This is a genomic window from Rhizobium metallidurans, from assembly GCF_014196505.1.
In the GTDB taxonomy this organism is placed as follows: domain Bacteria; phylum Pseudomonadota; class Alphaproteobacteria; order Rhizobiales; family Rhizobiaceae; genus Rhizobium; species Rhizobium metallidurans.
Genome location: NZ_JACIDW010000019.1, coordinates 50,355 through 62,750 on the forward strand (window position 1 = coordinate 50,355; position 12,396 = coordinate 62,750).

Below are 12,396 nucleotides of genomic sequence, written 5' to 3' on the forward strand. Positions count from 1 at the left end.
CTTTAAAATACTGGCGGCTTATAGCCGTTTAGCTTCATCTTGCATAGCGGGGTTCGACGCGCTTTTGTCCGCCTCACCGCGCCATCGGATGACGCCCTATAAAGGTATTCGCGGCCGCGTTTTCAAATGCCCGGCTCGACCTTAACGTTCGATATACCAAGACGCTTTGTATCTAATTTATGCTTTGACGTTAAGGATCACGCTGTTTTCAGACAGCCGAGCATGACGCTCCCGCTTTTTCAATCATGACTTTTCCCTTCCTCGGATATTTCCAATGCGTATGTTTGATCGCCTGCTGGCGGATCGTTCGGGCAATTTCGGCCTGATCACCGCCATCCTGATGGTGCCCCTGATCGGCGCGGCCGGCCTGTCGATCGACTTCTCGCAGGCGCTCACCATGCGCACACAGCTTCAGGGCGCGGCCGATGCCGCCGCCGTCGGGGCCGTGGCGCAAATGTCGCCGGCCATGAAGAAAGCGCAGACGATGACCGGCGACGGTACGATCGCGATCGGCAAGACCGACGCGCAGGAACTCTTCCGCTCGCAACTGTCGGGCGAAGCCACCAGCTTTCCGATCGACGTCAGCGTCGATGTCGTAAAGACCGGCAGCGTGCTGACGTCATCCGTCACCTTCCAGACACGGGTGCCGACTTCCTTCATGCAGATCCTCGGCCAGACCAGCATGCCGATCTCGGGCACGGCCACCGCTCGCTACGAAACGCCGTCCTACATGGGTTTTTACATGCTGCTCGACAACACGCCCTCCATGGGCGTCGGCGCGACGCAGACCGACATCGACAAGATGAAGAAAGTGACCGCCAACGGCAACGCCACAGGCGGAGACAAGAGCTGCGCCTTCGCCTGCCACATTGTGTCCACTTCGGGTGTCGAGGACAAATCGAGCTACTATAACGTCGCGCGAAACAATGGCGTGACCATCCGCATCGACGTGGTCGCCCAGGCCGTCAAGGCGCTGATGGCGAAGGCGACCGACACGCAGACGATGAACAACCAGTTCCGCGTCGCCGCCTACACATTCGGCAAGACCGCGCAGGACGCCAAGCTGTTCAAGGTCGCCGAGATCAACAACGACCTCGGCAAGGTCGCGACGGCGACCAATGCCATCCAGCTGATGAGCATCCCCTATCAGAACTACAACAACGACCAGCAGACAAGCTTCGACGACGCGCTCGCCGGCATCAAGGACGAGATCAAGGGCACCATCGGCAAGGGCACGAGCGATGCCGACCGTCAGAAGATCGTGTTCTTCGTGGCCGATGGCGTCGGTGACAGCTACAAGCCGTCAGGCTGCACCAGCCCGCGCGGCGCCAGTGGTGGCCGCTGCATCGAACCCATCGACGTCAAGAGCTGTGCGACGCTCAAGGACAAAGGCATCAAGATCGCCGTCCTCTACACGCGCTATCTGCCGCTGCCTGAAAACGGCTTTTACAACGACTGGGTCAAGCCTTTCGAAGGCAAGATCTCGTCGAAGATGCAGGAGTGCGCCAGCCCGGGCCTCTACTTCGCCGTCAGCCCCACCGAAGGCATCGCCGAGGCCATGCAGGCGCTGTTCATGAAGATCGTCAGCACGCCCCGCATTACCAGCTGATTGTTTTACCAGCTGGCGCGCGTCAGACCCGCACGCCGTCCTTGAGCCGGTAGCTCGGCGCATACATGGTGACGAGCTCTTCGGCGGCGGTCGGGTGAAGGGCCATCGTCCGGTCGAAATCGTCCTTGGTGCAGCCGGCCTTCAGCGTGATGCCGAGGAGCTGCGCCATTTCGCCGGCATCGTGGCCGAGAATGTGGGCGCCAACGACCTTGCGGCTCGCCGCATCGACGATCAGCTTCATGATCATCTTCTCGGCACGCCCCGACAGCGTCGCCTTCATCGGCCGGAACTGCGCGCGATAGACCTCGACGTCGCTGTAGCGCTTGCCTGCCTCTTCCTCGCTCAGCCCCACTGTGCCGATCTCGGGCTGCGAGAAGACCGCGGTCGCGATCGTCTCGTGATCCGGCTTCGTCGGGTTGTTCTTGTATTCGGTCTCGATGAAGCACATCGCCTCGTGGATCGCCACCGGCGTCAGCTGTACCCGGTCGGTGACATCGCCCAGCGCGTAGATGTTGTCGACGCTGGTGCGCGAATAGTCGTCGACGACGATGGCGCCCTGCGCGTTCGTTTCGACGCCGGCCGCCTCGAGCCCGAGCCCCAGCGAGTTCGGCACGCGGCCGATGGCGAGCATCACCACGTCGGCGTCGATCGTTCCGTTGTTCAGCGTCTCGACGATCAGCCCGTCCTTGCCCTTCGCCACGCTCTTCAGCATGTCGTGGCACTGGATCTTGATCCCCTTGGCGACCATCGCCTCGTGCAGGCCGTGCCGCAGGTCCTGGTCGAAGCGCGACAGGATTTCCGCTCCGCGATAGACGAGCGTCGTCTCGACGCCGAGCCCATGGAAGATATTGGCGAATTCGACGGCGATATAGCCGCCGCCGACAATGACGATCGAGCGCGGCAGTTCCTCCAGATGGAACGCTTCGTTGGAGGTGATGCAGAGATTGTGGCCGGGCAGCGCGGGGTGCAGGTTCGGCGTACCCCCGGTCGCGATCACGATCGTCTTCGCCGTCACCGTCTTGCCGCTGCTGACGAGCCGCACGGTATGCCGGTCGACGAGTTCCGCGCGCGTCTCGAGGATCTCCGCGTTGGCGCCCGACAGGCCCTTCTTGTACAGCCCTTCGAGCCGGGCGATTTCCGCGTCCTTGGCGGCGATGAGCCTCTTCCAGTCGAAGGTGCTTTCGCCGACGGTCCAGCCGAAGCCGGCCGCGTCCTCGAAATGCTCGCGATATTGCGAGGCGTAGACGAACAGCTTCTTCGGCACGCATCCGCGAATGACGCAGGTGCCGCCGTATCGATATTCCTCGGCGATCGCCACCTTCTTACCGAGCGCCGCGGCCACCCGCGCGCTGCGCACGCCGCCCGAGCCGCCACCGATGACAAAGAGGTCGTAATCATAGGCTGTCATGGGGATCTCCGGCAGGAATCGTCAGGAAGGAACTTTGATATAGTACCGATATCGCCAAAAACAAAAGCCCCGGCGAACCGGGGCTTCGTATCGAGCGATGCTGCGAACCTTACGGCTTGGCGGCGGGCTTGGCGCCGGCGGCGGGCGCTGCTTCGGCGGCCGGAGCCGGCTTGATCACCTTGGCAAGCTCGGTGCTGGTCGTCTTCTGCAGGTCGCGCGAGATGCCCTGCGCCCAGATGTCGGCGGCCTTGACGGTTTCGCGCGAGGCGATCGGGCCGTCCTTCAGCAGCTTCTGGCCGACCGGCGAGCTGTAGAAGGCGGCGATCGCATTGAGTTCCTCGATCGAGAACGCCTTGGCGTAGGTCAGAGCCGCTTCCTTTTCGAGGTCGGCGCGACGCGGCGCCAGAGCCAGCGCCTGCTTGTCGACTTCGGCGGTGATCTGGTCCTGGTAGTTCGGCGAATCCTGGATCAGGTCGGCCTTCAGGCGCTCCGCGAGACCCGGCAGGATGTTGTCGAACTGGGTGGTGGCGCCGATCGCGTCGATGGCCGCGCGGGCTGCCTTCAGCTGTTCCGGCGACGCTTCCTGCGCATGGGCGACCGAGCCCAGGACGACACCCGAGAGAATGACGGTCGCAGCAGCAAAACGGCCAAAACCTGCAAATTTATTCATGAGTTCCTTGCTCCTGTTACCTTGTTGCCCGCAGTTCGCGCGCGCCCGCCGGGCCGGCGATGATCGCCAGCGCGGCCATATTGAGAAAGAGGCCGTGTTCCACGACACCAGGGATCGCATTCAACTGAGTTGAGAGCGCCTCTGCATCAGGAATACGGCCAAAAGATGCATCGATAATATAGTGCCCGCCATCCGTGGTGAAATTGCCGTCGCCGGATTGGCGCAGCGTCAGCTCACCCGAAAGGCCAAGTCTCGCGGCGGTCTTTTCGATCGCGATGCGGGTCGAAACGAGGCCGAACATGTTGACTTCGATCGGCAGCGCGAAGGCGCCCAGCGTATCGACCAGCTTGCTCTCGTCGGCGATCACGATCATGCGGCCGGACGCGGCGGCAACGATCTTTTCGCGCAGCAAGGCGCCGCCGCCACCCTTGATCAATGCGAGCGCCGCATCGACTTCGTCGGCGCCGTCGATCGTCAGATCCAGTTCCGGCAGCTCGTCGAGCGACTTCAAGGGAACACCGAGCTCGACGCAAAGCCGCGCCGTGCGCTCCGATGTCGGAACGCCCTCGACCTTGAACCCGTCCGCGACCTTCTCGGCGAGCAACCGCACGAATTCCTCGGCCGTGCTTCCGGTTCCGATCCCGAGACGCATCCCATGCTCGACATGGGCGAGTGCCGCCGCGGCAGCCTTGATCTTCATTTCGCGGGCATCCATGCGCCGCTCACTCCCAGTTTGCTTTGCCCGATGTTGGGCGACCCAGCGTTAGGCTGGTTGCGTTGTTTACACGGCCCGCCAGGCAAACGAAAGCCAAAATAACATCGCGGTTTGGAAATCCGAACCACATGCCGAAAGCCCGCTTCGCCGGGCCAAAGCGTTGCTTTTGCGGCCTTCATCGCTTAACTCGGATGCATCCCAACACTGAACAGGCGAAAACTCCATTGACCCCTGCCCTTGTCGTCTTCGATCTCGACGGAACACTCCTCGACACCCATATCGACCTCGTCGATAGCCTCAACCACACGATCGCCGCGCTCGACCTCGCGCCGGTCACCTATGACGACCTGACGCATCTGGTCGGCCATGGCGCCAAGGTGATGATCGAGAGGGCCTGCAAGCTGCAGGGGCATTCGCTGGAACCCGAGCAACTGCCCGGCCTGCTCGAGCGCTTCATCGCCCATTATACCGACAACATGCCGGGCGCGACCGTGCCCTATCCCGGGCTGATCGATGCGATGGATCATTTGAAGAGCAAGGGATACAGGCTCGCCGTCTGCACCAACAAGCTGGAGGGCCTCGCCCGCACGCTGCTGGAGCGGCTGCAGCTGACGCATTATTTCGACGCGATCACCGGCGGCGACACCTTCGCGGTCCGCAAGCCCGACGCCGGCCATCTCCTCGGCACGGTCGAATTGGCAGGCGGCGACCCGCGGCGCACGATCATGGTGGGCGACAGCGCCAACGATATCCTCGTCGCGCGCAACGCAGGCATCCCATCGATCGCCGTGCCCTTCGGCTATTCCGACGTGCCGATCGAAAGCCTGCGGCCGACCCACATCATCACCGCGTTCAGCGAGCTGACGCCCGACCTCGTGGAAGACCTGATCGGCGCGGCCGAAGTCCGCAACGCCGGCTAACATTTCGCGGCCAAAACGGGTTGTTTTGAGCGAAAACATCATCTCACGATTGCCGCGATGACGCCGCGTCACTCCCTGGTTTAGCGAATCGCGAACCTGATCAATTAGCGATCAAACGCAGTCGCGACCCCGTGATTTCATGTGAAAAAACGTGCTCGCGACTGTCAGATCCGCTTCACAATCCGGCCTCAATTGAGGCGCGAACTGGCTCTTGCCGAGGGTAATGTTCGCCACTTTGTGTGCAATGATGGATTGAGGAGATCTGATATGCGCATTCAATTCGCAGCCGCTGCCGCGGTGCTTGCCCTCGGACTTTCCGGTGCGGCCCTTGCCCAGCCGATGTATTCCAACGACTACAACAATGACAGCGACGGCTTTGCTCCCGTCAGGGTTGCCCCGCCGAAGCCGGTTCACTACACGCAGCACAAGGCGCCGCAATATTCCAGCGACTACACCAACGACAGCGACGGCTTCGCCCCCGTTCGCACCTCGCCGCCGGTCGACAAGATGGCGACGGCAAGCATCAAGCCACTCCCCGCATGCGACTACACGCCGAGAGGTCATGGCCTGCACACGGCAGGCGGTGACGGCGGCGCCTCGCACACCGATGCCTGCCGCGACGTCGGCGACAAGTAGACCGGCGAAAAGCGAAAGGGCCGTCTTGCAACCGGCCCTTATCGACAGCGGCGGCGCCCGACGGCCCGCTCAGCCGTTGACCGTCTCGCCGAAGACCGATTCGAACGATTCGCGCAGCAGCACGTCCACGTCGTCCATCGTCACCGGCAGGCCGAGATCGACGAGGCTGGTGACGCCATAGGCCGAAATCCCGCAGGGAACTATTCCCCCGAAATGATCGAGATCGGGTTCGACATTGAGCGACAGCCCGTGAAACGTCACCCATTTGCGCAGGCGGATGCCGAGCGCGGCGATCTTGTCCTCCGCCATGCTTCCATCCGGCAGGGGCGGCCTGTCGGGACGACAGACCCACACGCCGACGCGATCCTCGCGACGCTCGCCGCGCACGTTCATCTCGCCCAGCGTGCGGATGATCACCTCCTCCAGTGCCGCCACGAAGGCGCGGACATCCTGGCGGCGGCGTTTCAGGTCGAGCATCACGTAAGCGACCCGCTGGCCGGGCCCATGATAGGTGTATTCTCCGCCGCGACCGGTCGCATGAACCGGGAAGCGGTCGGGCTGCACCAGGTCGCGTGCATCGGCGCTGGTCCCGGCCGTATAGAGCGGCGGGTGCTCCACCAGCCACACCAGCTCGTCGCCGCCCTCGGCGATATCGGCCACTTCCTTCTCCATGATATCCACAGCCTCCTGATAGGGCACCAGCCCATCGGATATCCGCCAGCGCGCCGGGCGCGAACCGGCGTGTGGAAACATGGAAAAATCGAGATCCGTGCGTAACATAGCCATTCCTTGCGACCCGCACTGCCTGTGAGAGCGGGCTTTTCAGAGCGTCTATATGGCTCCGATTTGCCGCCTTTACAAACGCTGTCACCTTGTTTGAAAAAATCTGTCACATGGCCCTTGTGTCCCGAAAAACCTTTTGCTACATGCTGCGTCGCCGGCACAAACCGGCACCTACCACGATGCGGTCGTGGCGGAATTGGTAGACGCGCAGCGTTGAGGTCGCTGTGGGGCAACCCGTGGAAGTTCGAGTCTTCTCGACCGCACCATCTCTCTCCCGAGGAGTGAGACCAGCCAGTACGACTGGCTCCCGGCGACGCGAAATGTCGCGCACGGCATCTCTTAATGAGAGATTTTATTGTCTATAACGGCTGTCTCCCAGCCCAATGAAATTTCTCGACGATGTCCGATAAGACCGACTGGCACAATCCCCTGCAAGGCATGGCGCTGATGATCGGTGCCATGATCGTCCTTCCCGCCATGGACGCCATCGCCAAGTACATGGCGACATTCGAGGGCATGTCGCCCGGCCAGGTCACGTTCTACCGATTCTTTTTCCAGCTCGTCTGCACGCTGCCGATTCTTTTCGTCATGTTCGGCTGGAACGCGCTGCGGGCCAAGCGACCGTGGATGAACCTGCTGCGCGGCGCGCTGCATGGGGCGGCGAGCCTCCTTTTTTTCATCGCCGTCAAATACATGCCGCTCGCCGACGTCTTCGCGATCTATTTCGTCGAGCCCTTCATGCTCGCCGCCCTGTCGGCCTTCTTTCTCGGCGACAAGGTCGGCTGGCGGCGCTGGACGGCGATCGTGGTCGGCTTCGGCGGCGCGATGATCGTCATCCAGCCGAGCTATGAAGTCTTCGGCCTCAAGGCGCTGCTCCCCGTTTTGTGCGCCTTCCTGTTCTCGCTCTATCTTTTCCTCAACCGCGCCATCGGCAACGCCGATTCGCCGCTCACGATGCAGACCATGGCCGGCATCGGCGGCACGCTCTTCATGTCCGTCGCGCTGATCGTCGGAAACGGCCTGGGCGTCAGCGATTTCGAAGTCTCGCTCCCGGCATCGCTTCTCGGCCTCGTGCTGCTGCTGATTCTCGGCTCGCTCTCGGGCTACGTGCACATGATCGTCGTCAGGGCCTTCCGAATGGCGCCGCTCTCGCTTTTGGCGCCGTTCCAGTATTTCGAGATCATCTCCGCCACCGTCCTCGGCTACGCCCTGTTCGGCGATTTCCCGAACTTCTCCAAATGGGTGGGAATCATGATCATCGTCGCCTCCGGCCTCTTCATCATCTGGCGCGAACGGGTGCAGGCGCGGGCCGCCAAACAGGCCTGAACCGTAAACGCCTTGTTAACTCCGCCTATTGAGAGAACATCAATTCGCTGGCGCTAGAAGAATCTTCGGTCTCATGATGAGGCCTGGAGAGAAAAGATGAGCGAAATTCGACTCGCTTTTCCGGCATGTGTCATCGCCGGAAAGCATCGACTTGGCGTGGAGGATATCGATCTTCTGCGCAGACACAGTTTTCCCGAGGGCGTCAGGAGCGCCGACGACGTTGTCGTCATGCTGGCCCTGAACAATTCCTGCCCCGAAAAATGCCCCGAATGGAACACCTATTTCGTGGAGCAACTCGCGGCCTTCATCGTCCATTATAACTACCCGCAAGGCTCTCTCGACGAAATCAACGTCGCCTGGCTGATGCGCATGATCGCCGCCGACGGCGTAATCCATTCGGCCGTTGAGCTGGAACTCGTGCTGCACGTCATCGAGATTTCCGCCTACGTTCCCGACGAGCTGCGCGCCTTCGCGCTCGACCAGCTGCGCCTGGCGCTGTCCGACAGCCGCGGCGCCTATCATCACGGCCGCGCCATCGCGCGCCGCGGAATCACGAGACAGGATGTGGATTACATCATGCGCGTGCTGCGGGCGCTCAGCGACGGCGGTGCCATAACGGTACAGGCGCTCACCTGGGCGGTGCTGATGCGCATAGGCGAGGAAACGCTTCCCGCCTCCAACCATCCGCGCTGGTCGCAGATCGTCTCGGCGCTCGTGCTGGTCGATTACGCCGAGGCGCCACGGCGCACCCGCTGGCTCCGGCTCGTCGATAGCGGCGAAGCCGCCGTCGCCTGATCGAACACAGCTCGATCCGTGCCCTCTTCTCCGTGATTGTGCGTTCCCGTCTTTATGCTTAAGACTCGAAGCGCACGTCACGGGTGGAGTCTTCATGTTCACGAAAATTCTGATCGCCAATCGCGGCGAGATCGCTTGCCGCGTCATCAAGACGGCGCGCCGCATGGGGATAGCGACCGTCGCCGTTTACTCCGACGCCGATCGTGACGCGCTCCATGTCGAGATGGCCGACGAAGCCGTCCACATCGGCCCGGCCGCCGCCGCCGAGAGCTACCTCGTGGCCGAGAAAATCATCGAGGCATGCAAGGCGACCGGCGCCCAGGCCGTCCACCCCGGCTACGGCTTCCTCTCCGAGCGCGCCTCCTTCTGCGAAGCTCTGGAGAAGGAAGGCATCGTCTTCATTGGCCCGAAGCCCAAGGCGATCAACGCCATGGGCGACAAGATCGAATCGAAGAAATTCGCCAGCGCCGCCAATGTCTCCACCGTCCCCGGCTATCTCGGCGTCATCGAAAACGCCGAGCACGCGGAGACGATCGCCGCCGAGATCGGCTATCCCGTGATGATCAAGGCCTCGGCCGGCGGCGGCGGCAAGGGCATGCGCATCGCCTGGAACGAGGCCGAGGTCCGCGACGGCTTCGACCGCGCCCGCTCCGAGGCGAGAAGCTCCTTCGGCGATGATCGCGTGTTCATCGAGAAATACGTGGTCGATCCCCGCCATATCGAGATCCAGCTTCTCGCCGACGCGCACGGGAACGTCGTCTATCTCGGCGAACGCGAATGCTCCATCCAGCGCCGAAACCAGAAGGTCGCTGAAGAGGCGCCCTCGCCCTTCCTCGATGAGGCCACCCGCGCGGCCATGGGCGAGCAGTCGGTGGCGCTTGCCAGGGCCGTGGACTACCACAGCGCCGGCACCGTCGAGTTCATCGTCGATCGCGACCGCAATTTCTACTTCCTCGAAATGAACACCCGCCTGCAGGTCGAACACCCTGTTACCGAGCTCGTCACCGGCATCGATCTCGTCGAGCAGATGATCCGCATAGCTGCCGGCGAGAAACTCCCCTTCGCGCAGAAGGACATCGAACTCAACGGCTGGGCCGTCGAAAGCCGCATCTACGCCGAGGATCCCTATCGCAACTTCCTGCCCTCGATCGGCCGCCTGACCCGCTACCGCCCGCCATCCGAAGGCAAGGCCGGCAACGCGGTCGTGCGCAACGACACCGGCGTCTTCGAAGGCGCCGAGATCTCGATGTATTACGATCCGATGATCGCCAAGCTCTGCACCTGGGCGCCGACGCGCGCCGAGGCGGTCGAGGCCATGGGCGAAGCGCTGGATGGCTTCGTGGTCGACGGCATCGAGCACAACGTCCCGTTCCTGTCGGCCCTGATGAAGCACCCCCGCTGGCGCGAGGCCCGGCTGTCGACCGGATTCATCGCCGAGGAATATCCTGATGGCTTCGCGCCCATGATGCCCGATGAGCGCCAGCGCGCGGCGCTTGCCGCCATCGCGTTGTCCGCCGCGCTGATCGAAGCCAATCGCCGCGAAACCTTCGCCGACCGGCTACGCGCCGCCTCCGATCCGCTGCGCGATCACTGGAGCGTCCGGCTCGGCGACGATTATATCGACGTCCGCCTGCTCGATGGTCTCGTGACCGTCCCCTTCGAAATGGACATGGATGTCGCCGGCGAGACCTTGAGTGTCGTCACCGACTGGAGACCGGGCGAGCCGGTCTGGCGCGGCAAGGTCGGCAAGCAATCGATCACGGCGCAGCTGCGCCCGATCCTCAACGGCCTCAGGCTGGATTGGCAGGGCCTTTCGGTGAAGTCCAGGGTGCTGACGCCGCGTCACGCCGAACTCGACCGTCTGATGCCGGTCAAGCTGCCGCCGGATACGTCCAAGCTGCTGCTCTGCCCGATGCCGGGTCTGGTCGTCTCGATCGCGGTCACCGAGGGACAGGACGTCAAGGCCGGAGAGACGCTCGCGGTCGTCGAAGCCATGAAGATGGAAAACGTGCTGCGCGCCGAGCGCGACCTCGTGGTCGGCGTCATCAACGCCAGGCCGGGCGAAAGCCTGGCCGTCGATGCCGTCATCATGGAGTTCGCCTGACCTGTTCCGGCACACCGCCCCGTCGCGATCCGCTCCGCATTTGTTAACGCGTGACCGCTAATATTTAACCCATCCGGAGGCCTGCCGGATGGAGTAAGCGATGAGTGTCATGCAATCCGCGCTGCTGCTGCTGTCCATCAATCTCGGCATGCTGTGGCTCTTGATGCGAATGCCCCTGGGGATGAGGACGCTGCATGTCAGCCGCGCCTTCGACTGCACGCCGGAAGCGCTCTGGAACGCCATGAACCCGATGGGCGCGCACGCCAGCTGGCACCATTCGGTGATATCGAGCCGGCAGGTGGAGGCCGGCGGCAACATCGTCGAACAGACCTACCGCCACACCGACAGAAACGACGCGCCCCTGCGCCGGCTGCTTTCGATCGAACCCCTGGCGGCGATCGCCGCCAACGCCCACGGCTTTCAATCATCCGTCATCGACGACAGCACGCTCGATGCGTCCTTCTGGCGGGATTATCGCGAGCGCCGGATCATCAGGCCGGTGGCGGGCGGCGCGGTTCTGGAAATCGACCAGACGGATCGCTATCGCGGCCTCGCCTTCATGATCTTCCGCTATGTCGCCCTCCGCCGCGAAATGCAGGCGCTGGACGGCTGGCTGAAGACCGGCACGTCCGAGCCGCAGGGCTATTTCGAGCACCCGCTGGTGCAGGTGGCGCTTGCCATACTGTCGACGCTGCTCCTCTGGCCCTTCATCGGCCTGACGACGCGCGGCCTGATGATCTCGACCTTCCTGACGGTCGTGATCGCCCTGCACGAACTTGGCCACATGGCCGCCTACCGCATGTTCGGCCACACGTCTGCGCGCATGATCTTCATTCCCTTCCTCGGCGGCATCGCCATCGGCAGCCGGCCCTATCGCTCCCTGTTCGAGGTCGCGACCTGCGCGCTGATGGGATCGGGCATGTCTGCATTCCTGGTGCCGATCCTGATCCTTGGCCACGGCTTCACGGAAAACGGCATACTGCCGGCCGCGGCCGACCCGCCGATCCTGGTATTCCTGCTGATCCTCGGCGCCTTCAATCTGCTCAACCTTCTGCCGATGCAGCGCTTCGATGGCGGCCAGGTGTTGCGGCAGATCTTCAGAACCCACCGCTCGCAGATCCTCGCGAGTTTTCTCGTCACGCTCTGCATCCTCTCGATCGGCGCGGCGATAGGGCTTCCGGCGCGCTATCTCGTTGTCGGCCTGCTGATTTTCACCCTCGTCAGCGTCATCGGCGGCGGCTCCTTCAAGCCGCGCCAGAAGCTCGACGAGATGAACGGCGGCGAACGCATGCTCGTCTCCTTCGGCCTCTACGCCGCCATCGCCATGCACGGCTACGCCGTGATCACCGCGATCGACCGGCTGTTTTGACGCAGATGGTATAAAGACCGGCGCAAGCCGCTCATCCGACAAGGATTTTACCACGCGGTGA

11 protein-coding genes and 1 tRNA gene are annotated in these 12,396 nt (G+C 62.8%); 8 read left to right on the plus strand and 4 right to left on the minus strand.

Features of this window, described 5'->3' with window-relative positions:
* Positions 1-280 precede the first annotated feature (280 nt).
* The gene (locus GGQ67_RS21005; protein ID WP_183902115.1) at positions 281-1,609 is read left to right on the plus strand and encodes a TadE/TadG family type IV pilus assembly protein; all 1,329 of its coding nucleotides are present in this window, start codon (positions 281-283) and stop codon (positions 1,607-1,609) included.
* A gap of 22 nt (positions 1,610-1,631) precedes the next feature.
* On the opposite strand, the gene gor is transcribed toward GGQ67_RS21005, so the two are convergent.
* The 3 genes from gor to rpiA all read right to left on the minus strand — a co-directional run bounded on the left by gor (position 1,632) and on the right by rpiA (position 4,402).
* The gene (gene gor / locus GGQ67_RS21010) at positions 1,632-3,017 is read right to left on the minus strand and encodes a glutathione-disulfide reductase (RefSeq protein WP_183902077.1); all 1,386 of its coding nucleotides are present in this window, start codon (positions 3,015-3,017) and stop codon (positions 1,632-1,634) included.
* A gap of 109 nt (positions 3,018-3,126) precedes the next feature.
* Complete coding sequence (locus tag GGQ67_RS21015; protein WP_183902078.1) at positions 3,127-3,687, minus strand: DUF2059 domain-containing protein; 561 nt, start codon at positions 3,685-3,687, stop codon at positions 3,127-3,129.
* Between the two features lie 16 nt (positions 3,688-3,703).
* On the minus strand, positions 3,704-4,402 hold the full coding sequence (gene rpiA / locus GGQ67_RS21020; RefSeq protein ID WP_183902079.1) for a ribose-5-phosphate isomerase RpiA: 699 nt from the start codon (positions 4,400-4,402) through the stop codon (positions 3,704-3,706).
* A gap of 224 nt (positions 4,403-4,626) precedes the next feature.
* Between rpiA and GGQ67_RS21025 the strand changes: the two genes are divergently transcribed.
* Together GGQ67_RS21025 and GGQ67_RS21030 are read left to right on the plus strand one after the other, a co-directional pair.
* Positions 4,627-5,322, plus strand: coding sequence for an HAD family hydrolase (locus tag GGQ67_RS21025; RefSeq protein ID WP_183902080.1), 696 nt, complete (start codon positions 4,627-4,629; stop codon positions 5,320-5,322).
* 267 nt (positions 5,323-5,589) lie between these two features.
* Positions 5,590-5,958 carry a hypothetical protein gene (locus GGQ67_RS21030; RefSeq protein ID WP_183902081.1) on the plus strand — a complete coding sequence of 123 codons (369 nt, stop codon included), beginning with the start codon at positions 5,590-5,592 and terminating at the stop codon, positions 5,956-5,958.
* A 69-nt stretch (positions 5,959-6,027) separates the two neighbouring features.
* On the opposite strand, the gene lipB is transcribed toward GGQ67_RS21030, so the two are convergent.
* Positions 6,028-6,744, minus strand: coding sequence for a lipoyl(octanoyl) transferase LipB (gene lipB, locus GGQ67_RS21035; RefSeq protein ID WP_183902082.1), 717 nt, complete (start codon positions 6,742-6,744; stop codon positions 6,028-6,030).
* A gap of 178 nt (positions 6,745-6,922) precedes the next feature.
* On the opposite strand from lipB, the gene GGQ67_RS21040 reads away from it, so the two are divergent.
* From GGQ67_RS21040 to GGQ67_RS21060, 5 genes are all read left to right on the plus strand, one after another.
* Positions 6,923-7,007, plus strand: a tRNA-Leu gene (locus GGQ67_RS21040).
* A gap of 133 nt (positions 7,008-7,140) precedes the next feature.
* Positions 7,141-8,067 carry a DMT family transporter gene (locus tag GGQ67_RS21045; protein WP_183902083.1) on the plus strand — a complete coding sequence of 309 codons (927 nt, stop codon included), beginning with the start codon at positions 7,141-7,143 and terminating at the stop codon, positions 8,065-8,067.
* Between the two features lie 96 nt (positions 8,068-8,163).
* Positions 8,164-8,862, plus strand: a complete 699-nt coding sequence (locus GGQ67_RS21050) for a hypothetical protein (protein WP_183902084.1) — start codon at positions 8,164-8,166, stop codon at positions 8,860-8,862.
* Between the two features lie 94 nt (positions 8,863-8,956).
* Entirely contained in the window at positions 8,957-10,966 is a 2,010-nt protein-coding gene (locus GGQ67_RS21055) for an acetyl-CoA carboxylase biotin carboxylase subunit (protein ID WP_183902085.1), read from the plus strand.
* Positions 10,967-11,066: 100 nt separating this feature from the next.
* Positions 11,067-12,335: a hypothetical protein gene (locus GGQ67_RS21060; RefSeq protein ID WP_183902086.1), complete on the plus strand. Its 1,269-nt coding sequence runs from the start codon at positions 11,067-11,069 to the stop codon at positions 12,333-12,335.
* Positions 12,336-12,396: the final 61 nt, after the last annotated feature.

Bases quoted from the DNA above. Each gene is read 5' to 3' on its own strand.
- GGQ67_RS21005 (WP_183902115.1), top strand. From the start codon at position 281: ATGTTTGATCGCCTGCTGGCGGATCGTTCGGGCAATTTCGGCCTGATC.
- gor (WP_183902077.1), bottom strand. From the start codon at position 3,017: ATGACAGCCTATGATTACGACCTCTTTGTCATCGGTGGCGGCTCGGGC.
- GGQ67_RS21015 (WP_183902078.1), bottom strand. From the start codon at position 3,687: ATGAATAAATTTGCAGGTTTTGGCCGTTTTGCTGCTGCGACCGTCATT.
- rpiA (WP_183902079.1), bottom strand. From the start codon at position 4,402: ATGGATGCCCGCGAAATGAAGATCAAGGCTGCCGCGGCGGCACTCGCC.
- GGQ67_RS21030 (WP_183902081.1), top strand. From the start codon at position 5,590: ATGCGCATTCAATTCGCAGCCGCTGCCGCGGTGCTTGCCCTCGGACTT.
- lipB (WP_183902082.1), bottom strand. From the start codon at position 6,744: ATGGCTATGTTACGCACGGATCTCGATTTTTCCATGTTTCCACACGCC.
- GGQ67_RS21045 (WP_183902083.1), top strand. From the start codon at position 7,141: ATGTCCGATAAGACCGACTGGCACAATCCCCTGCAAGGCATGGCGCTG.
- GGQ67_RS21050 (WP_183902084.1), top strand. From the start codon at position 8,164: ATGAGCGAAATTCGACTCGCTTTTCCGGCATGTGTCATCGCCGGAAAG.
- GGQ67_RS21055 (WP_183902085.1), top strand. From the start codon at position 8,957: ATGTTCACGAAAATTCTGATCGCCAATCGCGGCGAGATCGCTTGCCGC.
- GGQ67_RS21060 (WP_183902086.1), top strand. From the start codon at position 11,067: ATGAGTGTCATGCAATCCGCGCTGCTGCTGCTGTCCATCAATCTCGGC.